The organism is Arthrobacter sp. 2MCAF14 (genome assembly GCF_052115645.1).
Lineage (GTDB): Bacteria > Actinomycetota > Actinomycetes > Actinomycetales > Micrococcaceae > Arthrobacter.
In genome coordinates this window covers 67,510-92,679 of sequence record NZ_JBFRHB010000013.1, presented here as the reverse complement: position 1 = coordinate 92,679, position 25,170 = coordinate 67,510, and the positions used below count along the sequence as shown (strand labels likewise).

At 64.0% G+C, this 25,170-nt stretch carries 19 protein-coding genes and 3 pseudogenes; 10 read left to right on the top strand and 12 right to left on the bottom strand.

Going from position 1 to position 25,170, the window contains the following annotated elements; translation table 11 throughout:
- A pseudogene (locus AB4074_RS11215) lies at positions 1-300 on the top strand (TrmH family RNA methyltransferase); the annotation flags it as partial.
- A 51-nt stretch (positions 301-351) separates the two neighbouring features.
- Here AB4074_RS11215 and AB4074_RS11210 read toward each other — a convergent pair.
- The 4 genes and pseudogenes from AB4074_RS11210 to AB4074_RS11195 form a co-directional block, all read right to left on the bottom strand.
- Complete coding sequence (locus AB4074_RS11210) at positions 352-603, bottom strand: hypothetical protein (RefSeq protein WP_441413437.1); 252 nt, start codon at positions 601-603, stop codon at positions 352-354.
- Positions 600-1,646 (bottom strand): WxL protein peptidoglycan domain-containing protein, encoded by a 1,047-nt coding sequence (locus tag AB4074_RS11205; protein WP_441413436.1) that lies wholly within the window; start codon positions 1,644-1,646, stop codon positions 600-602. The genes AB4074_RS11210 and AB4074_RS11205 overlap by 4 nt, the downstream gene beginning before the upstream one ends.
- A 102-nt stretch (positions 1,647-1,748) precedes the next feature.
- Complete coding sequence (locus tag AB4074_RS11200) at positions 1,749-2,375, bottom strand: hypothetical protein (RefSeq protein WP_441413435.1); 627 nt, start codon at positions 2,373-2,375, stop codon at positions 1,749-1,751.
- A 112-nt stretch (positions 2,376-2,487) separates the two neighbouring features.
- A pseudogene (locus tag AB4074_RS11195) lies at positions 2,488-4,332 on the bottom strand (beta-N-acetylhexosaminidase).
- A gap of 763 nt (positions 4,333-5,095) precedes the next feature.
- On the opposite strand from AB4074_RS11195, the gene AB4074_RS11190 reads away from it, so the two are divergent.
- The 4 genes and pseudogenes from AB4074_RS11190 to AB4074_RS11175 all read left to right on the top strand — a co-directional run bounded on the left by AB4074_RS11190 (position 5,096) and on the right by AB4074_RS11175 (position 8,026).
- Positions 5,096-6,286, top strand: coding sequence for an ROK family transcriptional regulator (locus tag AB4074_RS11190; RefSeq protein WP_441413434.1), 1,191 nt, complete (start codon positions 5,096-5,098; stop codon positions 6,284-6,286).
- A gap of 18 nt (positions 6,287-6,304) precedes the next feature.
- Positions 6,305-6,445 (top strand): annotated as a pseudogene (locus AB4074_RS11185) (TrmH family RNA methyltransferase); the annotation flags it as partial.
- A 151-nt stretch (positions 6,446-6,596) separates the two neighbouring features.
- On the top strand, positions 6,597-6,854 hold the full coding sequence (locus AB4074_RS11180; protein WP_009358283.1) for a type B 50S ribosomal protein L31: 258 nt from the start codon (positions 6,597-6,599) through the stop codon (positions 6,852-6,854).
- Between the two features lie 89 nt (positions 6,855-6,943).
- Positions 6,944-8,026, top strand: a complete 1,083-nt coding sequence (locus tag AB4074_RS11175) for a lipoate--protein ligase family protein (protein WP_441413433.1) — start codon at positions 6,944-6,946, stop codon at positions 8,024-8,026.
- A gap of 17 nt (positions 8,027-8,043) precedes the next feature.
- Here AB4074_RS11175 and AB4074_RS11170 read toward each other — a convergent pair whose 3' ends face one another.
- The 4 genes from AB4074_RS11170 to AB4074_RS11155 form a co-directional block, all read right to left on the bottom strand.
- Positions 8,044-8,481 (bottom strand): hypothetical protein, encoded by a 438-nt coding sequence (locus tag AB4074_RS11170; protein WP_441413432.1) that lies wholly within the window; start codon positions 8,479-8,481, stop codon positions 8,044-8,046.
- 212 nt (positions 8,482-8,693) lie between these two features.
- On the bottom strand, positions 8,694-9,125 hold the full coding sequence (locus AB4074_RS11165; protein ID WP_441413431.1) for a hypothetical protein: 432 nt from the start codon (positions 9,123-9,125) through the stop codon (positions 8,694-8,696).
- Positions 9,126-9,195: 70 nt separating this feature from the next.
- Positions 9,196-11,835 (bottom strand): aminopeptidase N, encoded by a 2,640-nt coding sequence (pepN, locus tag AB4074_RS11160; protein WP_441413430.1) that lies wholly within the window; start codon positions 11,833-11,835, stop codon positions 9,196-9,198.
- A gap of 4 nt (positions 11,836-11,839) precedes the next feature.
- Positions 11,840-12,883, bottom strand: a complete 1,044-nt coding sequence (locus AB4074_RS11155; RefSeq protein ID WP_441413429.1) for a YeiH family protein — start codon at positions 12,881-12,883, stop codon at positions 11,840-11,842.
- 112 nt (positions 12,884-12,995) lie between these two features.
- Here AB4074_RS11155 and AB4074_RS11150 point away from each other — a divergent pair, with 112 nt between their 5' ends.
- From AB4074_RS11150 to AB4074_RS11140, 3 genes are all read left to right on the top strand, one after another.
- Positions 12,996-14,552 (top strand): circularly permuted type 2 ATP-grasp protein, encoded by a 1,557-nt coding sequence (locus tag AB4074_RS11150; RefSeq protein ID WP_441413428.1) that lies wholly within the window; start codon positions 12,996-12,998, stop codon positions 14,550-14,552.
- A 72-nt stretch (positions 14,553-14,624) separates the two neighbouring features.
- On the top strand, positions 14,625-15,551 hold the full coding sequence (locus tag AB4074_RS11145; RefSeq protein WP_078108851.1) for an alpha-E domain-containing protein: 927 nt from the start codon (positions 14,625-14,627) through the stop codon (positions 15,549-15,551).
- Complete coding sequence (locus AB4074_RS11140) at positions 15,548-16,399, top strand: transglutaminase family protein (protein WP_441413427.1); 852 nt, start codon at positions 15,548-15,550, stop codon at positions 16,397-16,399. The genes AB4074_RS11145 and AB4074_RS11140 overlap by 4 nt, the downstream gene beginning before the upstream one ends.
- 25 nt (positions 16,400-16,424) lie before the next feature.
- On the opposite strand, the gene AB4074_RS11135 is transcribed toward AB4074_RS11140, so the two are convergent.
- Both AB4074_RS11135 and glgC read right to left on the bottom strand, forming a co-directional pair.
- Entirely contained in the window at positions 16,425-17,876 is a 1,452-nt protein-coding gene (locus tag AB4074_RS11135; protein WP_441413426.1) for an SDR family NAD(P)-dependent oxidoreductase, read from the bottom strand.
- A 123-nt stretch (positions 17,877-17,999) separates the two neighbouring features.
- On the bottom strand, positions 18,000-19,382 hold the full coding sequence (gene glgC / locus AB4074_RS11130) for a glucose-1-phosphate adenylyltransferase (protein ID WP_441413425.1): 1,383 nt from the start codon (positions 19,380-19,382) through the stop codon (positions 18,000-18,002).
- A gap of 104 nt (positions 19,383-19,486) precedes the next feature.
- On the opposite strand from glgC, the gene glgA reads away from it, so the two are divergent.
- A complete protein-coding gene (gene glgA, locus AB4074_RS11125) occupies positions 19,487-20,686 on the top strand; it encodes a glycogen synthase (protein ID WP_345451810.1) in 1,200 nt (399 codons plus the stop codon).
- Between the two features lie 178 nt (positions 20,687-20,864).
- Here the strand turns inward: glgA and AB4074_RS11120 are convergent, their stop codons facing one another.
- Together AB4074_RS11120 and AB4074_RS11115 are read right to left on the bottom strand one after the other, a co-directional pair.
- Positions 20,865-22,973 (bottom strand): acyl-CoA dehydrogenase family protein, encoded by a 2,109-nt coding sequence (locus tag AB4074_RS11120; protein WP_441413424.1) that lies wholly within the window; start codon positions 22,971-22,973, stop codon positions 20,865-20,867.
- 34 nt (positions 22,974-23,007) lie between these two features.
- Positions 23,008-23,736 carry a TetR family transcriptional regulator gene (locus AB4074_RS11115; protein WP_441413423.1) on the bottom strand — a complete coding sequence of 243 codons (729 nt, stop codon included), beginning with the start codon at positions 23,734-23,736 and terminating at the stop codon, positions 23,008-23,010.
- A gap of 62 nt (positions 23,737-23,798) precedes the next feature.
- On the opposite strand from AB4074_RS11115, the gene AB4074_RS11110 reads away from it, so the two are divergent.
- Positions 23,799-25,169 (top strand): acetyl-CoA C-acetyltransferase, encoded by a 1,371-nt coding sequence (locus AB4074_RS11110; RefSeq protein WP_441413422.1) that lies wholly within the window; start codon positions 23,799-23,801, stop codon positions 25,167-25,169.
- Position 25,170 lies beyond the last annotated feature (1 nt).

Below are 25,170 nucleotides of genomic sequence, written 5' to 3'. Positions count from 1 at the left end.
AGGAGAGCAGCGGCGATCGGCGTCGATGCTGTACCGGTGTCGCCGCAATGTGCTGACCCGCTGTACCGTCGCTCGATCAGGGTCAGCATGGGTACAGTCTTTCCGGTGCCATGGACGCGGATCGAATCGTGGCCTGACGATATCGAGGTGCTGAAGGAAGCGGGCTGCGTGGTGGCGGGGATGACGCTGGTGGAGGGCGCGATCACGCTGGACGAGCTCGTCGCAGAGGACCACGAAAACCTGGCTCTGGTCTTCGGCACCGAGGGAGATGGTCTGACCCCGGAGACGGATAGGCTGCTTTGACGACGGGAACGCCATCGCGGTCCACCAGGCCGTTCCTCCTCGATCAGTTCAGCGAACCGGGCAGTTCCTCGTTGGCCATTTTCGGACGCAGCTGATGGTGATCGCTATAACGCCCGTCACCAATGCCACCACAGCGAACAGCCCGACGGTGCCGATGTCGAAGCCCGTTCCGGAGAGGGCGTCCAAGAGTGGCACCGGACGTGGAGCGATCCAGACCGTCACCGAGATTCCTGCGTCGTCGGCGATCGGAGGGGCAGATGTCGGCAGGGCAGGTACGGGCAGGGGATGATTGGCGCTCATGGTGACGAACCCTCGGCTCGGCCCTCAGCCCGGGCCGCGTCGATGAGCTTCGTCAGCCGTGCCTTGCTTCGGCGCCGCCCGAGGGCGAGGGCCGTGAAGATCAGTGTCACACCCAGGATACAAAGAAGTTGCGACCAGGGCAGGGCCCACACGACGACGGACGTACGAACCGGAGGCGGGACCGCGTCGGCGGCCGCGTCCGCTGTCGGCGTGACCCTGAGGTCGATGGTGACGGGACCGAACGGCCAGACCGGCACGATGCTGGTGGATACTCTTCGTTCGCCGGGGAGGAGATCGCCCCGTGTTCTGGCCGGTGCCCCGTCAACGCTGTCCGTGAACGCGAACCGGGTGTTGCCCCTGTTGACGGCACCATACTTCAGGGTGGCCGAGCCTGGCGCGAATGGATTCCATGACATGTCATAGCTTGCCTCGACGTCCACCACGTTCAGCTCCGGTTTCAGTTCGCCGGTGACTCGCGTCATAACCCGGAAACCTACTCTGCTCTCCACTCCCACTCGCGAACCCTCTTGCACGGTTCCGGTGCTCAACACCGAGGCGGCAATTCCCGCGGCATGGTCGCCGGGGGTGGCGTTTTTCGGCACGGTGATCGTGAACGGCACAATAGCGGTGGTGTGGGCTGCGAGGCTGACTTTCGTCGCGACGCTGATCCATGTCCCGGCGTCGGTGGACGTTCGGTCGGCCGGGAGCATGTTGAACCGCCCCGCAGTGGTGAAGTAGCCGTCCGCAGCCGTTAGCATGAAGGTTGCGTTCTGGTCGCCGAGATTGCGCAGGGCGAGGTGCTCGGTCGTTTGTTCACCCGGGTTCATCGTGCGCTCGACCCATGAGCGGCCATCGGGTTCGGAGGCGTTGGCCGGGCTGACTGCCCACGTGATGACGGGGTCTTGTTCACCGACATCGGTCCCGGATGAGGGAGCGAATGCGAGGAACGCCGCGGCGAGGATCGAAACGGGAGCGTCGAGCAGGTGACTCCTGCTCGCCGATCTCTTTAGTGGGTGACGCCTGTGACGGTCGATGACGCTCATTTTCTTCCGTTCCGGGTCGAATCGTGGGCGTGGACTGCGTGTGCCGGCTTCGGCAGGCATCGCTCGAAGAGCCGAGGCCGGCACGCGCATCGATCTATGCGGTTACTCGAACAGGGACAGCGTCAGTTTTGAGGTGTATGCGCCGGGAGTAACGGTTGACGGGACCCTGAGTGCGAGATCAGCGGTGGCGGTCCACTTTCCCTCGGTAGCCACGGCTCCGGAGTCCGCCGCCATGGCGAGGAGTTCCCGGTCGACCAAGCCCACATTCGCCGGGGTGTTGTCGACAGCCGAGGTCACCGGGTCGCCCTGCGCGACGAGTCCGGAAGCTCCGCCGTCGATCAGGCGCGGCGCCCAGCCGAGATACCGCGCGCCGATGGTGCTCTTGCCGGCGCCGCCCGTGAAGTCTGTTGCGGTGCCGAGCACGTACCAGTGCGCACCGGCCGGAATGGTATCGGCGGCTCGGGTATCCGTCACCGTCACAGTGGGGAGGGAGCCAGTGAATTGGCGGACGAGGTCGTTTGAGCCGTTCTCCGTGAGCGCGGCCGATGTGCCTGCGACGCTCAGCGCGAGGACGCCGGGTGGGTCGATCTTGGCGATCTCCACGGTGACGTCGACTTCGCCGTCGCCGTGCTGGACGTCGGCGGCGATGGCGGCGCTGCCGACATACGAAAGGATTACGGCTCCGGTTGTGGCTGTGACGATGCGAAGTCGGGTCGTGGTCTTGGACATGTTGAGTACTCCTCTTCTGGATTGCCCGTCTCCCGGGCATTGGACAGTGCGGTCGTTGAGTCCAGTGGGAGAGCCGGCGGGCTGGGGGTGTCGGCTCTCCCACCGGGTTCGGTTAGCAGGTACGGGCCGGGTAGGCGATCACCTGCGGGGTGCTGACGGCCACACCACCGACCACCGCCGAAACGGAAACCGTCACCTCACCGGCCGGGATGCCCGCCAAGCGCGTCGAAAACGCATGGAATGCATTCTTCCCCGCAGCCACCTCGGCAAAGGACTTCGCCCCATACGAGGAAGCGAACTTCACCGCCACGGGCACACCCTCACCATTGGCCGCCGACACAGCCAACAAAACCTTGCCCGCGACGCACCGACCATCCACCTTCACCGGAACCGAAAGTCCCGCAGACGGTAACACCGTGACGTTTCCACTAGCGCCAAGAGACTGCTCGATTCCGGGCGCCCGTGCGATCATCTGGTTCACCGTGTCGAACTGCGCAAGCCGGAGTTTCGAGCCAGCGTTCCAGGACCGTTCTGCCATCGCACGGAGCGGACCGCGGACTCCTGCGGCAACCTGGGCCTCGGTCTGCTCGGCTGGACGGTCGCTCCAAATGGCGAACGACGCGCCGAGCAGTTGCGCCGGGTACGGCTGGGTGAGGGTTTGCGGACCTGTTTTGAGGTTCGGGAAGACTCCAGGGTGCCAGTTCCTGTCCCAAATCCTCGCTGCAGTGGGATATTTGTAGCCGGCGGCTTCGCCGAGCACGTAGTAGAAGACCGAGTCATTGAAGTTGACGAGCTTGTACCCGCCGTCGAGCGCCTTTTGCAGTGGCGCCATGTTGGTGTCCCAATTCGTCCACCAGGTGATCTGCATGTCGGTTTCGAGGTTCACGACGTTGCCGCGCATCATACCGTCATTCCAGACCCGCACCGTAAACCCTTTGGACTCGATGTAGTCGCCCATGTCGTTGGCGAACGCGGTGAGCAGATCGAACCCGTTGGCGGTGGGACCGAACCGTTGCTTGGCGGCGTTGTCGAGGATCGGGTAGTCAGACATGCGGTCGAAGTCCACGAACTCGTCAGCGCCGAGGTTCCAATACGTCGAGCCGGCGAACAGCTCGGCATACTCGTCGATCAGTTCCTTCGCGAACGCAATGGCCTCCGGTTTGGTGATGTCGAGTGCACCGCGTACGTCCCTGCCTCAGACGTCTTTCAGCCGGAGCTCCGTATGCGCACTCAACGCCTGCATGAGGTGGCCCGGCATGTCGAGCGACGGAACGACCTGAATGTGATTCGCCGTGGCAAGGGCGATGAGTTCGCGGACCTCGTCCTTCGTGAGGCGCTCCGCGGAGACGACTTCGGGATGGCCGTCGCTGGCAATGCGGAAGCCCTCGTTCTCGGAGAAGTGAAGCTGCAGGGTGTTCAGCCCGACGTAGCCCATGTCCCGGATCTGTGCTGCGATCCACTGCTTCGTGTAGTACTTCCGCCCGATGTCGATGTGAAGGCTACGTTCGGCGACGGAGGGGCTGCTCGATACGCGACCGGTCGGGATGTGGCCCTTCGCCTTGAGGTTCTGCACGAGCTGCCGGGTGGCGTAGAAGACCCCCTGGACGTCCTCGCCCGTAACGTCCACCCGGTCGGAAACCGCGACAGCGAACGCCTCGGGCGAAGCGGTGCCGGCCAGATCGCCTTGCCGGAGCACGATGTCTCCGGGACGGATCTGGTTCTCGTCGCCGACAGCGATCTGCGGCGCCGCGGGGAGTGTGCCAGAGGCGGCGAGCTCGGCGCTAAATCGCTCAGCTTCCGCCTGGAGGAGTCCCTGCTGCTGCCTGAGCACAAAGAGCCGCGACGTGGCTGAGAGCTCGAGCGCTCCGCCGTCCAGCGTGAGCTGCGACGGCTGCGGGAGACCGGCCCAGGCAATACCGGCCTCGCTACCGTCGGTGGTCACGACGGCGTAGTCCATCTGCCCCGCTATGCCGGTTGCCGCGGGGTTCTTGTCTCCGGTCAGGCGCAGCTTCAGGATGTGGTTTCCTTGCGGGAGCTTACCGGTTCCGAAGATCAGGACCGAGCTGGTGGCGGTTGGCGCGTAGGCATCGAAACGGGTCTCGGGGCCGCCGTTGACGCTGAGGGCATAGATACCGTGCGCGGGGTGCTTGCGCCCATAGATTTCAGCGCCGGTTCCGAAAAAGGAAAGCGTCACGGCAGCGTCCTTCTCTGCCGACCAGTGTTCGGTTCCGGCATACCAGCCGGTCGTCGGCAGTCCTTTGTCGGCGTTCCAGGCGCCGGTGTAGGCGAAGGAGTTCTCGCCGGACGTCGTTGCATCGTCGATCTGATACGTCGACCCGGCCGCGTTCGCAGCATGTCGGTCATCCATTGCGGTCAATCCGGTTGCTGCAAAAAGGGTCGCAAAGGCTGCGACGAGAACGTGGCGCAGCGACCGTACTCGGGTCTTCGTCGGGGAATGGGGTGCTGTGTGCATGAAATCACCATTGTTTCGAGCGAGCTAGGATGCCGAAGCCGGGTCTCGAAGCCCGCGGTTGGGTGGAATATCATCGTCCGTCCGGGCGGCGGGGTCTCCGCGTCCGGCCTTGCACGCCGTCCGCCTGATGGGCTGGCGGTTGTTTAGAACTATAGGGAGTGACTAAATTAAGTCAAGACCTCCTGTGCCAGCAGCGCCGAGTAGGGTGGGCAAGGACCGAACGGGTATCAGGAAGTTGGGAGAAACAGTGGAGCTCCTACGAGGGCGCACAGTCGACGGGCCGGCCGCAGGCGACTCCGGACGGCTGGAGATGCGTCGAGGGCACTTGCGCGCCGCTCTTCAGCTGGTCGTACAGGGCGACGGGCGGATGACCCGCGCCGAGATCGCCCGCCGCTCGGGGCTCACATCGGCGACAGTCTCCTCGCTGCTCACAGAACTGATCCGAGATGGCTACGTCCAGGATGGCCAGCAAGCAGTGAGCACCGGTGGCAAGCGAGCGACGACCCTGAAGCTCGACCGCGATCGACACGGCATCCTTGTCGTCACGCTCAGGCCCCTCATAGTCCGTGGTGCGATCCTCAATCTCGCGGGAGAGGTCGTCTCTGAACGAAGCGATCGCCTTGAATCCGGAGCGACCCCGGAGGACGTCGCCCGGTTTGTGGAAGAGTTCGTCGGCGACACCGAACGAAATGTGCTCTGCGTGGGCCTCCGGGTTCCCGGCACCACAATTCATGGCCGAGTTGTGGAGAGCGTGCAGCTGGCATGGTACGACGAACCGGTTGCAGAGGTCGTAACGGGTGCAGTCGGTGTTCCGTGCGTCATTATCAACGATGCCGACGCGGAGGCGCTCAGCGAGTCCATCTCCTCACGCGAAGCGGCTGAGAACAGTCTGTTTATCCATCTGGGCGAAGGCATCGGGGCTGCGATCATCCGGGACGGCGAGGTGATGATCGGTCCATCTGGCCGCGCGGGTGAGATCGGGCATGTGCGCGTGGTCTATGAAGGTTCGCGCAACGTTTGCCGGTGCGGATTGACGGGATGCCTCGAGTCCACATCGTCTCTGACCGCGATGCTCGGGCCCGCCTTTCGCGACGAATCGAGTTTCGAAGAGGTCCACCTGCTAGCCGAAGCGGCAGGAGCGCAGGAGCGCCTCGCGGACGGAGCCAAGGCACTCGCGCGAGCGATCCGTCTTATCTGCGCCGCATTCGATGTCGGAGAAGTAGTTCTCGGCGGCTCAGCGCCTGCGTTGGGCGCCAGATTCATCTCCGATGTCGCGGACGATCTCGAGATGTACCCCGCAAAAGGCGCCAGGCTCGCCATCGTCCGATTCGCGCAATCGTCAAGTCCGTTCAATGGCGTGGCTCAATATGCCCTCTCGCAACTCCTCGGCGTTCGCTGGAGCAATCCGCCGGCCCAGCCTGACGGCGCATTGCGCTGAGAGGCCCGTCCATCTAGCACCGAAGGCGCCGCCATGAGCCCGGAGACGCTCGCCGCCGTCGACCTCGCGATGAAGATCCCATGCGTACCGGCGTCGACTCGCTCAATGTCCTTAGCCGCCTCGGCCGTGGCCTTCTGGGAACTTCGGCGCCGAACCTGACCCGAACTTTGCGTGAGTTCGTGAGAACTTCGCGGTTTCCGCTATGATTGGTTGTTGGCCCGGCACTGGGTATCTGTTTTCAGTGCGCGGACCGAATCCATTCATACCTGGCAGCTGGCAAAATCCAGCTGCGTGAACAAAAGGTCCCATTATGAAGTCTGATATTCACCCGAAGTACGAAGCTGTTGTATTCAACGACCTGGCTTCCGGCGTCAAGTTCCTGACCAAGTCCACCGTGTCTTCTTCGAAGACCATCGAGTGGGAAGACGGCAACACCTACCCGGTCATCGACGTCGAAATCTCCTCGGAGTCCCACCCGTTCTACACGGGCAAGCAGCGCATCATGGACTCTGCAGGCCGCGTCGAGCGCTTCAACGCTCGCTTCAAGGGCTTCGGCGGCAAGAAGTAATCAACTTCACCTCCAAGCTTCTGTGAAAGCCCGCACCCGCCGTATCCCGGCGGCTGCGGGCTTTTGCGTTTTCCGGCAGGATGGAAACCATGACTCCCAGCATGGCATTTGACTCCCCGCCACTCCATGGCGAATACAAGGTCCCCGGCGGAAAACTCGTGGTGGTTGACCTGGACCTCGTGGACGGGCGGTTCGCGAACGTCTCGCTCAGTGGCGACTTCTTCCTGGAACCCGACGAGGCCCTGATGGACATTAACCGCGCGCTCACGGGCCTTCCGGAAAGTTCGACGCCGGCCGAGATTTCCGCTGCCGTCACCGCCGCATTGCCTGCCGACTCGGTCCTGTTCGGCTTTTCCGCTGACGCCGTCGCCGTAGCTGTCCGCAGGGCACTGTCCAAAGCCACCGGGTGGGCGGACCACCAGTGGGAGGTCATCCCGCCGTCGGTCCTTCCCACGCACCTCAACGTAGCGCTGGACGAGGTCCTCACGGAGCAGGTCGGGGCCGGACTTCGCAACCCCACCTTGCGCTTCTGGGACTGGGAAGAGCCGTCAGTGGTGATCGGCAGCTTCCAGTCTTTCCGCAACGAGGTGGACCCCGACGGCGTCGCGCGCCACGGCATCACGGTGGTCCGCCGCATCAGCGGCGGGGGAGCCATGTTCATGGAGGCCGGAAACTGCATCACCTATTCGCTCTATGTGCCACAGAGCCTCGTGGATGGCATCAGCTTTGCCGACTCCTACGCGTTCCTGGATGCGTGGGTCATGGCTGCCCTGGAAAAACTGGGCATTACCGCGTTCTACGTCCCGCTCAATGACATCGCCACCGAGCACGGAAAGATCGGCGGTGCAGCGCAAAAGCGACTCGCCAACGGCGGCATGCTGCACCACGTCACCATGAGCTACGACATCGACGCCGACAAGATGGTCGAGGTTCTGCGCATCGGCAAGGAAAAGCTTTCCGACAAAGGAACCCGCAGCGCAAAGAAGCGTGTGGATCCACTCCGTCGGCAAACCGGCCTGGCGCGGACAGAAATCATCAAAGCCATGCAGGAGGTCTTCACCGAGCGCTACGGCGCCACGGAGTCCCGCATCACCGACGCCGAATTGGCAACAGCCCGGGAACGGGTGCAGTCAAAGTTTGGTACCGAGGAATGGCTGCACCGTGTGCCTTAACTGCCGGTGTTCCCTAGTTACTCCGTCCGGTACGCATCCACTGCCTGTTCCATGACCGGACCGTAGAGCGGCCATGAATCGGCGGGAGCCGCCACGATGAGGACGCTGCTGCCCTTGCTGGCCGCTACGAGGCAAGCTATCTCACGGTAGCGGTTGTTGCCGACGTGGGTCACGTAGCTGTCCTCCACGCAGGAACCCGTGCCTCCGCGGAAAGCCATTCCGGTTCGCTCAGCGATTTTGCTGGGTGGCGAGGAGTTCTCGTCCGCCAGGTGATCGAGCCTGAAGGTGTTCCAATTGTCCAGCGCCTCGCTGCCCTGCCGGGGCGTGGCGTTGAAGTACATCCGCAGTTCTCCCGTTGAGGACGAGACGTTCGCGGACACACTGCCGGGGTCGCTTTCCGCCGGGCTGGCATCGGTTGGGACCGAAAGGACCCCCGTGCCGTCCGGAAGTTCCATGGTTTTCCATCCAGCCGGGGCCGCTGCTGCGTTGAACCACGCGAACGGCGCTTCGGCAGACTCAACCGTACGGGAGTCCTGGCCTCGAACAGCGGAACTGCAAGCCGCCACCGTCATCATCGCAACTATCCCAAGGGATAGCCCGGCGAACCGCCTTATTCTGTCGCGAGGCGGCGCGCTACCGGTTTCCATCGCCGTCGTCCGGTCCGCCGTTATCGTCGCCGTCGCGGTCGCCGCCGTTGGGGTGCCGCGGTGGCGGCGGAACCATGCGGGGTGGCGCCGGTGCTGGAGGCGGGACTACAGCTGGCGGCGCTGGGGGTGGCGGAACGACGGCGGGCGGAACGGTCGCTGACGGGGACGGGGACGAAACCGCCGGGGGCGCGGTTGGGGTCGCCGTCGGGCTCGTCGACGGCGTTGCGGGAGTCGGGGTGGTGGTGCTCAGTGAAGGTGACTGTGTGCTTGGGGCGGGCGTTGTGCTCACCGTTGGGGTTGTAGGCGTTGCGGGCACCGGAGCGGCCGGCTGTCCGCCGAAGCAGGCTCCGAGCAAAAGGGTGGTGCCCAGCGCTGCGGCGGCAAGCACGGGGCGGGGAAACTTCATGGTGACCGTCCTCAAGAAAGGCCCATGCGGAGCGCAGGGCTTGCATCTAAAGACGATGCCGGCGATCCCTTTGGTTCAAGGCCAGCTCGTCCACCCCCGGATCGCCGGCTCCCGCGTCAGCCCTGCTGCAGCGCTCCGGCTTCTTGTTGCGAAGCACCGGCGGCTTGGGCCGTCAGGGCGCGGAACAAGTGGCTTCGCTGCTCAATGACGATGCGCCGGAGGGCCCGCGGAGCTTCAGTGTGGGCGCTCAGCCAATCGTCCGTGCGCCGAAGCACCGGATGATCTTCCGGAGCCATCCCGGCCTGCAGATCCTGGGCTGCGGGGAACAGGCCCCGCACAATCCGGCCCGCGATCTCGATGCTCCGGGATTGCCAGACATCCTCCAGGCAGTCGAAGTACGGTTCGGTGAAGCCGTCCAGGAGCCCGGACGGGGCAAGGGAGAAGCCTGCGATTGTCGCGCTCAGAATCTCGTTGGAGAGCCCGGTGCCGTTGACCGCGGCATTCCATGCGGCCGTCTTGACGGCGGCATCCGGACGCGCAGCTGCGGCCAGGGCATGGCCTTCGCGTCCCGCCGCGGTGTGGTCCAGGGCGAGTTCGGCATCCAGTTCCGATAGCGTGGCCGCTCCGTTGGCTGCCAGTGCTTGCCACAGGCTCCACCGGAGATCCGCATCCACCGTCAGGCCATCCACTATCACGCTTCCGGAGAGAATACCGCGGAAGAACTCGACATACGCGCCGTCATGGCGCGACAACTCCGCCAGTGTCCTGGCCCACGCGAGTTGCTGGTCCGAACCCGGTTTTGAGGTCCGCAACTCCATCGCGCTGGCCGCCATCAGGCTCTCGCGGACCCCACCCCGTTGCCGGGCCGGGACGTAGCGCTCGACGGCGGTCACCGCGTTGCCCAGAACGTTCAGGAGGACGCCGATTCCTGACTCGGCAGGGGCGAAGCGTTCGACGGCGGCGACGTACAGCGCCGCGGGGGTAACGGCGTCGCGCGCTGAATCCCACAGGGCTGTCCAGCACAACGCCCGGGCCATCGGATCGCTGAGCCGGTCCAAGGAGGAACGTACCGTTGCCTCTGACTCCGCATCCAGGCGCACCTTGGCATAGCTGAGGTCGTCGTCGTTGACGAGAAGCAGGGCCGGACGCGGCTTGCCCGCGAGTTCCTCCACCGTAGTGTCGGCGCCTTCGACGTCCAGCTCGATGCCCTCTGTGCGGAGCAATTGGCCGCCGTCGTCAAAGTTATAGAGACCGATCCTGAGCCTGTGCGGGCGGTGTTCCTGCGTGCCCGTGATGGGGTCCACTGAGTCCTGGCGCAGGGTAACTGCCTCCATGGCATCGCCGCCCCCGGAGATTTCGGCCGCAATGGTGGAGATCCCCGAGGTCTGCAGCCACTGCCGGGCCCACGTTCCAAGGTCCCGGCCCGATGCCGTGCCCAAGGCTTCGAGGAGGTCGGTCAGTGAGGTGTTGCCGTATTCGTGATCCTTGAAGTAGCGTCGCGAGCCCGCAATGAACGCCTCGAAGCCGACGTAGGCCACCAATTGCTTGAGGACGGAAGCGCCCTTTGCATAGGTAATGCCGTCGAAGTTCTGCTTTGCGGCTTCCAGGTCGGGAATGTCCGCCACGATGGGGTGGGTCGTGGGCAACTGGTCCTGCACGTAGGCCCAGGACTTGCGCTTGTTCGCAAAATTCACCCAGGCGCTGTCCCAGTCCGTGGCCTTGTCCACGCCGAGGGTGCCCATGTAGTCGGCGAAGGATTCCTTGAGCCAGAGATCGTCCCACCAGGTCATGGTCACGAGGTCTCCGAACCACATGTGGGCCATCTCGTGCATGAGGGTGTTGGCGCGGGCTTGGTACTGGGCATCGGTGGCCCGTGAGGTGAAGACGTATTTCTCGGTGAAGGTGACCAGGCCGGGATTTTCCATCGCACCAAGGTTGTACTCCGGCACGAACGCCTGATCGTACTTGCCCCACGGGTACGGATAGTCGAAGAGATCGTTGAAGAAGTCCAGGCCGTTCTTCGTCAGCCGGAAAAGCTCCGCAGCATCGAAGGACTCTTGCATGGATGCGCGGCAATAGAGCGCCAGCGGAACCTCAAGGCTGGTCCCGTCGTCGAGCGTCTTGCTCCAGTGGTCCGTAGCGCGGAAATAGGGACCGGCGAGGACGGTGGTGATGTAGGTGGACATCCGCTTGGTGGTGGCGAAGTCCCAACAGCTCGTTGCCGGATCGCTCGTCAGTTGCGTCCGGTCGAGCTCGGCGCCGTTGGAAGCCACCTGCCAGGCGGAAGGCGCCATGATGTGGAAGGTGAATTCGGCCTTCAGGTCCGGCTGTTCGAAGTTCGCGAAGACGCGCCGGGCGTCCGCCGGTTCGTATTGCGTGTAGAGGTAGCACTGACCGTCGGCGGGATCGACGAAGCGGTGCATGCCCTCTCCGGACCGGCTGTAAAGCGCGGTTCCGGTGACCGTCACCTGGTTTTCGGTCTGGAGATTGTCGAGGTGGATCCTGTCGCCGTCCACTACCTCGGCGACGTCTAGCCCTTTTCCGTTGAGGAAGACGCTGTGTACGCCACCGTGGATGAAATCCAGGAAGGTGGAGGAACCAGGCTGTGCGGAAAAGTTGATGACGCTGCGGCTTGTGTACCCTGGCACGCCCGCATCGGGGGCTTGGCGGACGTCAAGGGAGACATCGTAGCTGTGGGTGCTGATCAGGGCTGAACGGGTGGCGGCTTCAGCGCGCGCCAAGTTGTGATTCGACACCCAGCTATCTAATCATGAGCAAGACTGCGCCCAAGCCCAACAGGGCGATCAGGAACCAGGAGCCAAGCGCAACGAGCGCAGCGCGGCCACCTGTGTGCAACAGCGTGCGGACGCGGACCGCCGAACCCAGCCCTAACAGGGCCGAGGCGAGCAGGATGTCCTGGAGTGCTCCCGCGGCGTCCAGCACGCCCGGGCCCAACCAGCCCGAGGAACGCACGGCCACCATCGCGATGAACCCGAGTACGAAGAGCGGGACGATCGGCGGGAACTTGCCGCCGTCGTCGTTCGCTTCGGTGCCGTTGCGCGAGTTCCGACGCATCGACCATCGTTGCGTGAGCCCGGCTCCGGCAACGATGGGGGCCAGCAGGACCACCCTGGTCAGTTTCACGACGACGGCGAGTGCCAGCGCCACGGGACCGGCGGTCTGTGCCGTCGCGACTACCTGGCCGACGTCGTGCACGGAAGCGCCAGTCCAGGCGCCGAATTGTTCAGGGCTCAGGCCCAAGGGGTGCATGAGCAAGGGCAGGACGCCTATGGCGAGCGTGCCGCAAAGGGTCACCAAGGCAACGGGCAGGACGGTGTCCTGGTGTTTGATGCGGCGCACCGCGGCCATCGCTCCGATCGCCGAGGCCCCGCAAATGGAGAAGCCGGTGGCAATCAGCAGGGCGCCTTCGCGCGGGAGCTTCACCAGCCGGGCCAGCCCATACGTGCCCGCGAAACTCAGGAGCACGACGGCGGCAATCAGGACGAGCGCAAACCAGCCAAGGTCGAGCACATCGACAACGCTGACCCTCAAGCCGAGCAGCACAATGCCTGCCCGCATGTGGTGCTTACCGGCGAAGTCCAGGCCCGGGCGGGCGCGTCCGGCAGCCCATGCCGCCGTGCCCGGTATATTTGCAGCTAACAAACCCAGCGCTACAGCGGCTGTCATGGCAGGGATGGGGGGAAGCAGGGTATGGATAATGAAGGCAACTCCAGTGGCTGCCACTGCCATGACAATCCCGGCTCCCCATCGGGAAACGGGGGCCGGAAAACGCTCGGGTTGCATTCGTCAACCTTGATGCATGCAGGAGCTGAAATGCGAACCGGTACACACCCGGTGTCGCAACATGCAGAACGCGAAATGCGTTCGTAATCGAAAAGGTGATTGTCTGAGTCCCATGTCAGAGCTATTCCGGGATTACTCCGAGGCCGCCGCCCGTTCCGGCGCCTACGACGAAATGTTCGCCCCAGGCACCCTTGCCCGAAAATCCTATGGCCAGGTGGACGGCGCCCTTCGCGAGCTTTCGCTTGCCGATGTGAGCGCCCGTGCAGAGTCGATGGCACGGACCTTCCTGGACCGGGGCGTGACCTTCGATTATGCGGGGGAGGAGAGACCCTTCCCGTTGGATATCGTGCCGAGGGTGATTCCGGCTGACGAGTGGGATGTGCTTGAGCGTGGGGTCAAGCAGCGCGTGCGCGCGCTGGAGGCTTTCCTGGATGATGTCTACGGGCGGATGGCGGTAGTTGCCGACGGTGTAGTGCCTCGGGCATTGGTGACCACGAGTGCGCATTTCCACCGCGCGGTGCATGGTTTTGAGCCGGCCGGCGGCGTGCGCGTGCACGTGTCCGGTATCGACGTTGTCCGCGATGCCGCGGGCACGTTCCGGGTGCTGGAGGACAACGTCCGCGTGCCTTCCGGAGTGTCCTACGTGTTGGAGAACCGGCGGGCGATGGCAAAGGGTTTGCCGGAGGCGTTCGGACAGCAGCACATCCGTCCGGTCGAGGAATACCCGCGCCGTTTGCTTTCGGCATTGCGCAAGACAGCGCCCTCGGGGGTGGACGACCCCACGGTGGTGGTTTTGACCCCCGGGGTCTTCAACAGCGCCTACTTCGAACACACCCTGTTGGCCGGGTTGATGGGCGTTGAACTGGTCGAGGGCAGGGACCTGATCTGCCGCGGAAACCGGGTCTACATGCGCACCACCGCCGGCGAACAGCGCGTGGACGTGATTTACAAGCGGATCGATGACGAGTTCCTCGATCCCTTGCAGTTCCGCTCCGACTCCATGCTCGGGTGTCCGGGGCTGGTGAATGCGGCCAGGGCGGGCGGGGTGACGATCGCGAACGCGGTGGGTAACGGGGTGGCCGATGACAAATTGGTCTATTCCTACGTGCCGGACCTGATTCGTTACTACCTGCACGAAGAGCCGGTGATCGCCAACGTGGAGACCTTCCGGCTGGAAGAGAAGGAAGCCCGCGAGCAGGTCCTCGACCGGCTCGAGGAACTTGTGGTCAAGCCGGTAGACGGTTCCGGAGGCAAGGGCCTGGTGATCGGTCCGGATGCTTCGCGCGACGAGCTGGATGCTTTGCGGAAGCGGGTGCTGGCGGATCCGCGCGGCTGGATCGCGCAGCCCGTGTTGCAGCTATCCACCGTTCCGACGCTTTCGGGAGACCGCTTTGGCCCCCGGCACGTGGATTTGCGTCCGTTCGCGGTCAACGACGGCGACGACGTCTGGGTGCTGCCTGGCGGACTGACCCGGGTTGCGCTGAAGGAAGGCTCGCTGATCGTGAACTCTTCCCAAGGTGGGGGTTCCAAGGACACCTGGGTACTGTCGGACTCCCCGCAACTGCCCGCAGTTGAACTGCCGCGTTCCTCCATCACGGTGCGTGAACAGGTCTCGGTCTGGCCCGTCGAAAGTAACTGGCGGGACCGCCAATCGGACCAGCAGCAGTGATCCGTCACGTCATGATGCCGGAGCAGGATACATTCATCGTCACAACGCAGGACCCGAAGGAGGCACAGCCCCATGCTGAGCCGTATTGCTGAATCCCTTTTCTGGATCGGCCGTTACGTGGAGCGGGCCGACGGAACGGCCAGGATCCTGGACGTCCATCTCGAACGCCTGAACCACCTGCCGCTCGAGGAGCAACGCAGCGTGGCGCGGGAACTCCTGGCTGTCATGGGAGCCCGGCCGCAGAGTGAAGAATTCGGCTTGCCGGAGTTGCTTCACGCCCTCGCCTACGACAAGACAAGTGCCACGTCCATTGCCGGTTCCCTGGGGGCTGCGCGTGAGAATGCGCGGCGGGCACGCGAGACTGTGTCCTCGTCATTGTGGGAGAGCCTCAACACCACGTACTACGGGCTGAACCAGCACCGTAAGGACGTGGTGGGCACGTACCGTTTCTGCAACTGGGTACTGGAACGCACCGCCATGGTGAGGGGCCTCGCAGACACGACGGTGAGCCACGACGAAAGCTGGCTTTTCCTTGTCCTCGGCCGCTCGCTCGAACGTGCCGACATGACCGCGCGGATGCTGTCCACCAGGGATGTCCTCTCCGCGGGAATGTCCTGGGTAAACATGTTGCGTTGCGCCGGTGCTTACGAGTCATTCCTCAGGACCCGCCGCGCGGCCTTCGGAGACCAACATGCTGCCGAGTTCCTCCTGCTGGACCGTTTGTTCCCGCGCTCCATCGTCTTCGCCCTGCGCGACGCTGACGAGTGCCTCGCCAAGCTGGATCCATCCGCGCAGCGGGTGGGCTTCATCAACGACGCCCGCAGGATCGTCGGCCAAGCCCGCACCTTCCTTGAGTTCCATCGCACGGACGATCTCATGTCCGAGCTGCCCGAGCACATGGACCGGGTGCAGAAGGCCGTCACTCAGGCCTCCGACGCGATTTCCCGTAAGTACTTCAATCAGGCGGATGAACTGGCCTGGGTGGGAGAAGTTTCATGACCCGGCTGAGCATCGTCCACAAGACGGCCTACAAATACAACCGCCGCGTGACCCTGTCGTACAACGAGGCACGCATGACGCCCTTGACCGATCCGCAACAGGTGGTGCTTGAATCCTCGCTGAAGATCACGCCGTCGCAGGCTGCCGTGAGCACCTACCGTGACTATTGGGGCACCCGCGTCACCGCCTTCGATATGCAGATGCCGCACGAGCGCCTCGAAGTGCTGGCCACCACCACCGTTGAGGTCCACCGGGTGGAACGGGTGGCCCTGGACGAAGAGATTGTCGGTTGGGAGGTGATGGCTTCCGACGGGATCCGGGACCAGTTCAGCGACTGGTTGCCGCAGTCGCAGCTCAGCGGTCCGGGGGAGGAAGTCCTCGGCATCATTCCCGCCGTCGTGGCCGGGAAGAACCCGCACGAGACTGCCATGGCCGTTTTCGAATGGATGCGCGGCGAAATGAGCTATGTGAAAGGCACTACGGGCGTCACCACCAACGCCGAGGAAGCCTGGAACCAGCGTCAGGGAGTCTGCCAGGACCTGGCGCACTTGGCCATCGGCTCCCTCCGAAGTTGCGGCATCCCGGCCCGGTACGTGTCCGGTTACATCCATCCGCGGCCCACGGCCGAGATCGGTGAAACGGTCGCAGGCCAATCCCATGCCTGGCTGGAATGGTGGGACGGCGAATGGCGCAGCTGGGATCCCACTAACCACAAGCCTGCCGGAGATCTCCACGTCACTGTGGCGCGGGGCCGGGACTACCGGGATGTTCCTCCCTTGAAAGGCATCCTGTCCGGCGGCGGCGGCTCAGGCCTCACCGTGACTGTCGAGATCACGCGGCTCACCTAGCAGGCGTGCGGCCCTCCGCCTGGATTTACCAGGGGGAGGGCTTGTAGTCCTTCAGGAAGACGCCGTACTGGTCTTCGCCGTTTTCGCCCATGACGATGGGATCGTAGACACGCGCCGCCCCGTCCACGAGGTCGAGGGGTGCGTGGAAGCCTTCCTCCATGAGCCGGACTTTGGTGTAATGCGGGCGTTCGTCCGTGATCCATCCGGTGTCGACGGCGGTCATCAGGATCCGGTCGCTGTCCAGCATTTCTTGTGCACTGGTCCGCGTCATCATGTTCAACGCGGCCTTTGCCATGTTGGTATGCGGGTGCCCGGGGCCTTTGTAGGCGCGGGAGAACTGCCCCTCCATGGCTGAGACATTCACGATGTACTTCCTGCGGGCGGTGGAACGCTTCATGGCCCCACGGAGCCGGCTCACCAACAGGAATGGCGCCGTGACATTGCAGAGTTGGACTTCGAGCATCTCGAGCGGATCGACTTCGTCCACCACTTGGGTCCAGCTGTTGATGGCCGCAAGGTCGGGAACCAGGCCGCCGGCGTCGATCGCGGTGCCCGTCGCGATACGTGCCAACGACGCGGAGCCCGTGGACAGCGCGAGCGAGGTAATCGCATCACCGGCAAGCACGGGATGATCGGTGACGCTTTGGGTGATGGCCAACGGGTGCTTGTCGTGGGCATGGCCGAACGTGACCAGCTCCGGACCGCCATTGGCTGCCTGAAGGGCCTCGGGCAGTGGCTCATCCTCGGCATCCACCAGGGGCTTGTACGCATTCCCCGAACGCCGGACTGTCTGGGCGGCGTTGTTGATGATGATGTCGAGCGGGCCGGCTTCGTTGAGGGAGTCCGTGAGCGCCATCACCTGTGACGGATCCCGGAGGTCGATGCCCACAATCCTGAGCCGGTGCAACCAGTCCGCGCTGTCTTCCATGGCGGCGAAACGTCGTGCCGCGTCCTTGGGGAAGCGGGTGGTGATGGTGGTGTGCGCGCCGTCGCGGAGCAAGCGGAGGGCGATGTACATGCCGATCTTGGCGCGCCCACCTGTCAGGAGGGCACGGCGTCCGCTGAGGTCCGTGCGGGCATCGCGCTTACTGTGGCTGAAGGCCGCACATTCCGGGCACAACTGGTGGTAGAACGCGTCTACTTGCGTGTAGTGCTGCTTGCAGATGTAGCAGGGCCTGGACCGGATGAGGTGGCCCGCGATTTCGCTCGTGGCCGAGGTAGCCAGCTTGTTCCCGCGGGTCTCGTCGTCGATCCTGTCCGGGGCTGCGGTGGCCGTCAACGCAATGACGGCACGATCGGCTTCCGCGATCTCATCCCGCTTGGTGACCCGGCGGTGGCGCTTGACGGCCTTGAACATCTTTCCCGTGGCACGACGGATGGCGACGTAGTCCGGGTGCTCCTCGTCGTAGGCGTGGATGGTGTTCAAGACCTTGAGGCAGGCCTGGATCTCTTCAGGCGTCAAATCGGCGGGGCTCATTGGGTCAATTTTACAGGGTCGGGCACAGCAAAGCCTCCCGGGCGGCAGAGGCGGGAAGCCTGCTGTCGCCCGGGAGGCCGGGGCTGTCCTGGTTCCGGGGTTCCGGGGTTCCGGGGTTCCGGGTCAGACCTCTACCGAGGAAGCCTGGATTTTCGTGACCTGCTCCGCGGAGTCCCTGATGTCGGGGAACTTCTCTGTGGCAGCCTTGATCGCCTCCGGCACCGAGCGGCGGTATTCGGCCGCCAGGGCGAGCTCGGAGGCGTCAGGTTCCGGTACAACCTGGTCCTTGGCGAGTACGGTGATTCCGGATTCGGTGACCTTGAAGCCGCGGGCCCGGTCGAGGTCCGGATCCAAGCCAATGGCAGCCCCGGCGGGCACTTTCACGTTTTTGTCGATGATGGCTCGCTTGACCACGGCACCTGCACCGATGCGCACCTTGTCCATCAGCACCGAGTCCTGGACCCTGGTGGCCGGTCCTACGTAAACATCGTTGGACAGCACGGACCCTTCCACGATTCCGCCGGAGATTACCGATCCACTGGCCACGATTGAGTCCAACGCGGTGCCCACGGTGCTGTTCTCGCCCCGGACGAACTTGGCTGGCGGTGAAATACTCTGCCGCGTGTAGATGGGCCATTCCGAGTTGTACAGGTTGAATATCGGAACGGGTGAAATCAGGTCCATGTGGGCGTCATAAAAGGAATCGATGGTTCCGACGTCGCGCCAGTACGTGCGGTCGCGTTCGGTGGAACCGGGAATATCGTTGAGCGTGAAGTCGTAGACGCCGGCCTCACCCTGGGACACGAAGTAAGGGATGATGTCACCGCCCATGTCGTGCTTGGTGTCCAGGCGCTCCGCATCGATGCGAAGCGCTTCCACCAGGGCGTCGGCATCGAAGACATAGTTGCCCATGGAGGCAAGGAACTGTGAGGGATCGGCGGCGAGGCCTTCCGTTTCGGCAGGCTTTTCCACGAACGCCGAGATCTTCTGCGGATCGTTCTTGTCGACCTCGATCACGCCGAACTGGTTGGCCATGTTCAGCGGCTGGCGGACGGCCGCAACTGTGGCCTTGGCTCCGCTGGCTACGTGCTGCTGGACCATCTGCTGGAAGTCCATGCGGTAAACGTGGTCCGCTCCGACCACGACAACAATGTCGGGGTTGGCGTCGTGAATCAGGTTCAGGGACTGGTAGATGGCATTCGCGCTGCCGAGGAACCAGCTCTTGCCCACGCGCTGCTGGGCGGGAACCGAGGCCACATATCTGCCCAGCTGGGTGGACATCCGCCAGGTCTCGGAAATGTGGCGGTCAAGACTGTGCGACTTGTACTGGGTCAACACCACGATCTGGAGGTACCCGGAATTGACCAGATTCGAGAGAGCGAAATCGATCAATCGATACCCCCCCGCAAACGGCACCGCAGGTTTTGCCCTGTCTGCCGTCAATGGCATAAGGCGGTTTCCTTCGCCGCCAGCCAACACAATTGACAATACTTTCTTCAACGCCATGGTGTTTGCTCTCCCTGTACGTCTTTGTAGCCCCCGAAAAAAGCCCGGGTTGCCGGACCCTTTCACACTAGAACACATACTCCGGAAGGACTACGTTAGGTAGCGTGCGCGTAGACATTGTGACTAAAGAGTTTCCACCCGAAATCTATGGCGGGGCCGGTGTGCATGTTGCCGAGCTCAGCCGCGTCTTGGCGAAGCACGTGGATCTGCAGGTGCGTGCCTTCGGCGCGCCCCGTGATGCGGACTTCCACGGTGCAACGGTGACGTCGTATTCCACTCCGGATGATCTGGGAGCGGCGAATGCCGCCGTCCAGACCCTCGGGGTGGATTTGCGCATCGTGCCGGACATCGCCGGAGCGGACCTGGTCCATTCCCATACCTGGTACGCCAACATGGCCGGCCACCTGGCGTCCCTGTTGCATGGGATACCCCATGTGCTCAGCGCCCATAGCCTGGAGCCGTTGCGGCCGTGGAAAGCGGAGCAGCTGGGTGGTGGCTACGCGTTGTCCTCATGGGTTGAGAAGACCGCCTATGAGGCTGCCGCGGCTATCATCGCCGTCTCGGACGGCATGCGGAAGGACATCCTGCGCAGCTATCCGAACGTGGATCCCGCCAAGGTCCGGGTGGTCCACAACGGCATCGACGTCGACATGTGGCAGCCGGACGAAGGCGAAGACGCAATTCGTGCCCTCGGCATCGATCCCGCCAAGCCCAGTGTGGTCTTTGTTGGGCGAAACACCCGCCAGAAGGGCGTGCCCTACCTCCTGAAGGCTGCGGCCAGCCTGCCGGAAGATGTCCAGCTTGTGCTGTGCCTTGGCGCGGCGGACACGCCGGAGCTCGCAGCCGAAACGGCCCGGCTCATCGAGGACCTGCAGGGCAAACGCGAAGGTGTCCTGGTCATTGAACGCATGCTTCCGAGGCACGAGCTCATCCAGGTCCTCAGCCATGCCACGGCCTTCGCTTGCCCGTCGATCTACGAGCCCCTCGGGATCGTCAACCTCGAGGCCATGGCATGTGGCGCGGCCGTCGTGGCAAGTGCCACTGGCGGCATCCCCGAAGTGGTCCAGCACGGCGAAACGGGACTGCTGGTGGAGCTCGAGCAGGTCACGGACGGTACCGGAACCCCGCTGGATCCCGAAAAGTTCGTCGCAGATTTTGCCGCTGCCCTCAACGAGGTCGTGTCCGATCCTGCGCGGGCCAAGGTCATGGGTGCCGCGGGCCGGGTCCGGGCCGAGGAGCACTTCTCCTGGGAGTCGATCACCGAAACAACCCTCGAGGTCTATCGTTCAGTCCTCGCCCCCTGACCCTCCAATCCGCGAGCCCAACTAGCTAGCAGTAAGTGTCGTTTTGGACGCCCAAAGCGACAACAACTGCGAGCTAGTTGGGAAAGAACGACGACGGCGCCGCACCCCCCAGCGGGAGTGCGGCGCCGTCGTCGTTAAAGGATTCAGCAACTGTTCACCGGCTGGTTACGGCACGATGCTAGCTGGATTTCCTCCCTTTCAAGGCGAGGAGGCTCTTCTCCTCGGCGGGGGCCTGGCCGCTTGCCCGCTGCGCCCGGAAGTGGCCGCGGGCTTCGTCCTGGCGTTCCTTTTCGGCCCCCGAAGCGATGGCCGCGCGCAAGTGCTCCGGACCGTAGCCGAAGGAATCAACCAGGTCCAGGGCATGGGGACGGATCTTGACGAGCAGCCTGTTGATGTAGGCCCCCACGGTGCGTCCGCGCTGCATGGAAAGGCGGCCGTTCATGAGGTACCAGGACAGGTGCTTTTCGATGAGCGAGAGGCCAAACAGGTCGCGGAGCCATGTCAGCACCTTCAAGGTACCCGGGTCGCCGACCTTGCCGAGGGCTTCCGTGAACGCTTCCCATTGCAGGAGTTCGGCGTGGGCCTGGGCGGCTTCAATCAAATCGTCCTGATGCTGGTTGAACAAGGCGGCGCCCTGATGCTGCGGAAGCTTGTTGGCACCCTTGAGTGCAGCGCCCACCTCCGCCACCATGGATTGAACCCGGACCGTCAGCAGTGTCCGTTGGCCTTCTTCGTCCCGCAGGGCGAGCGCGGCTTTCTGGACTGATCCCGTGTCCGCCACGAACTGGGCTACTTGCCGCAGGCCGGTGCGGTTGATGGCGACGTCCGCGGCCTGGGCGGCCACGAAGCGGGCAAGCACGCCGAAGTCCACGTTCCGGAACTCTTTGGCGTAGTCGGCCAGGAGGCGCTTGGCGACGAGCTGTAGCAGCACGGTGTTGTCACCCTCGAAAGTGGCGTAGACGTCCAGGTCCGCGCGGAGCGAGGCGAAACGGTTCTCGATGAGGAATCCTGCGCCGCCGCAGCCCTCGCGGCACTCTTGCAGCGTGTCGAGGGCGTGCCAGGTACTCATGGGCTTGAGGGCCGCGGCGAGGGTCTCGAGGTCCTGGCGGTCGGCGTCGGTGTCGTGCCGGCCGGAAAAGACGTCGTCGAACTTTTCGAGCAGCTGCTCGTGTGCGAAGCTCGCCGCAAAGGTGGTGGCAAGCCGGGTGAACAAGCGGCGCTGGTGCCGTTGGTAGTCCAGCAGGACTTCCTCGTCCGTGGGGGATGAGGCGTTGAACTGGCGCCGTTCGGCGGCGTACCGGATGGCGGTCGTCAAGGCCAACTTGCTCGCGGCGACGGCGGCGCCGTCGAGGGAGACGCGGCCCTGCACCAAGGTGCCGAGCATCGTGAAGAATCGCCGACCCGGGCTCGCGATGGGCGAGGTGTATTCGCCTTCGGGGGAGACGTTGCCGTAGCGGTTGAGCAGGTTGGTGCGGGGGACACGGACATCGGTGAAATGCAGGCGCCCGTTGTCGATGCCGTTGAGCCCGCCCTTGATGCCGTCGTCCTCGCCGCCGATTCCGGGCAAGAACTCTTTGGTGTCCCGGTCCCTTAGCTCGACATAGAACGCGTGGACGCCGTGGTTCACGTTGCGGGTCACCAGTTGGGCGAACACGACGGCGGCGAGGCCGTCCTCGGCTGCGTTGCCGATGTAGTCCTTCCACGCGGCACGGAACGGAGTGTTGATGACGAACTCCTGGGTGGACTCGTCGTACGTGGCCGTGGTGGCAATGCTCGCAACATCGGAGCCGTGTCCGGTTTCCGTCATGGCGAAGCAGCCGGGGATCTCGAGGCTCATGATCCCGGGCAGCCATTTGTTCTGGTGCTCGTCAGTGCCCAGGTGCATTACCGCTGAACCGAAGAGGCCCCACTGGACCCCGGCCTTGATCTGCAGTGATGGATCGGCAGTGACGAGCTCCTCGAAGCCGGCGATGTTGCCGCCGTGATCGTCTGAACCGCCGAGGCTGGCGGGGAAAGCCCGGTGCACGGCGTTGTTGTCCACGAGGTACTTGAGCTGCCCGAATACACGCTTGCGGTGCTCGGTGTGCGTCAAGCCTTCGATCTTGTGTACCTCGGGGCGGCCCGCGAGGTCACGTGCCGTGTGCCGGATGTGGGCCCACTTGCCGAGCAGCAATTCGCCAAGAGCCGCTACATCCACCGTAGGGGCGGGCGCAACAGGCTGCGTGGTTGCAGCCGTTCCCGCGGCCGCCCGGTTGCTGGAGGAGGTGCGGTCCACTACTTCAGTCATGGTGATTCCTTCTTTGGTTCCGAACAACGTGGAGTCATTGCTGATATTCAGGGGAGTTGATCTTGAGTTCCGGGGCGATTCCCACGCACAGCCAATCCGTGATTTGGGCCGCCATGGTTTCCTGGTCGGGCTTTGCTGCGGAGGCGGGACTACCGAGCCACCTCTCGCCGGCGTTGCGGACCAGTCCGATGGCCGCGGTGGGCCAGTAGTCGATCAATGCTTCCTTTTCCGCCCCCAGGTGTTCCCGCATGGGCCGGGCGATCATGGCACTGATCGAGTCGAAGAAGTGACCAAGGGCTCCCGAGGCGGCGATGGCGTCTTGCGCAGAGGGTTCGCCTTGCGAGAGCCGCGTGATGAACGCGTAGACGGCGGGGCTGGACTCGGCCATCTGCAGGTACGCGGAGACCATGGCGAACAGGCCTTCGCGTGGAGTCTGCGCGCTTTCTGCTGCTTCCTTCATTCGCCGTTGCATTTGTCCCAGCACTACTTCGCCCATTGCCTGCTGCAGGCCGGCTTTGTCCCCGAAATAGCGGTAGTACACCGACTTCGAGGTACTGGCGGCCGTCGCGATGTCCTCCATGGAGGCCTCGCTGCCCAGCGAATGTACAGCCTTGCGGGCGGCCTTGATGAGATCGCGCCGTCGCTCTTCGCGGTGGACCTGCCAGCGGGCGGCACGGCCGTCGACGGCGGGAGCCTCGCTGTCCGCGGGAGGCGGGGTCCCGGCGTCGTGTTCTGCAGGAAGTCCGGGGCTGGGGATGTTCACGATACTCAGCGTATCAGGTACGCTGGGTATCAGTAACCCGATGTGATCATAAGGAGAAACGCATGCCTGAAGCAGCACATTCCGCGAGCGCACCACACGAATCCCCCTCAACCCAGGGCGCACTCCGCAGGGCCGTGGTGGTTGGCGGGAACAGGATCCCCTTTGCCCGGACCGGCGGTGCCTACACCAAATCGTCAAACCAGGACATGCTGACGGCGGCACTCGACGGGCTGATCGCACGCTTCGGCCTTCAAGAGGAGCGAATCGGTGAGGTCGCCGCAGGAGCCGTCCTGAAGCACTCCCGCGACTTCAACCTGACGCGCGAAGCAGTGCTGGGCTCGGTCCTTTCCCCGGAGACGCCTGCCTACGATCTCCAGCAGGCGTGCGCCACCGGCCTTGAGACCGTCCTGGGCCTCGCCAACAAGATCAAGCTGGGCCAGATCGACTCGGCCATCGCCGGCGGCGTCGACTCTGCCTCGGATGCCCCTATTGCCGTGAGTGAGGGCCTCCGCGAAATCCTGCTTGACCTCAATCGAGCCAAGTCCCTGCCCGATCGGCTCAAGGTCCTCTCTCGGCTGCGTCCCAAGGACCTCGCGCCGGATGCTCCGAACACCGGGGAACCGCGGACCGGCCTCTCCATGGGAGAGCACCAGGCGCTGACCACGGCCCAATGGAAGATCAGCCGCGAAGCGCAGGACGAGATCGCATTCAATAGCCACCACAACCTCGCCGCGGCCTACGAACGTGGCTTCTTCGATGACCTCGTGACTCCGTACCGTGGGCTGAGCCGTGATTCGAACCTCCGGCCCGATACATCCATGGAGAAGTTGGCCACCCTCAAGCCTGTCTTCGGAAAGAGCCTTGGGGCCGAGGCCACGATGACGGCCGGCAACTCCACTCCGCTCACGGACGGTGCCTCCACGGTGCTCCTCGGCACTGAGGAATGGGCGGACGCCCGGGGCCTGCCCAAACTGGCCGTCGTCGTCGACGGCGAGGCGGCCGCCGTCGATTTCGTCCACGGCAAGGACGGACTCCTCATGGCCCCGGCCTTTGCAGTACCAAGACTCCTCGCACGCAACGGCCTGTCCTTCGAAGACATCGACTTCTTCGAAATCCACGAAGCCTTTGCGGGCACCGTCCTGAGTACCCTCGCCGCGTGGGAAGACGAGGAATTCGGCCGTACCCGGCTGGGACTGGATGGCGCCTTCGGCAAAATCGACCGCGCCAAGCTCAACGTCAACGGCTCGTCCCTCGCCGCCGGCCATCCCTTTGCCGCCACCGGCGGACGGATCGTCGCCTCGCTGGCGAAAATGCTCCACGACAACGGCCCGGTGGACGGCCGGCCCGCCCGTGGACTCATCTCCGTCTGCGCAGCCGGAGGGCAGGGCGTCGTCGCGATCCTTGAGGCCTACTCTGCTCCGGAAGGTCGGTAGG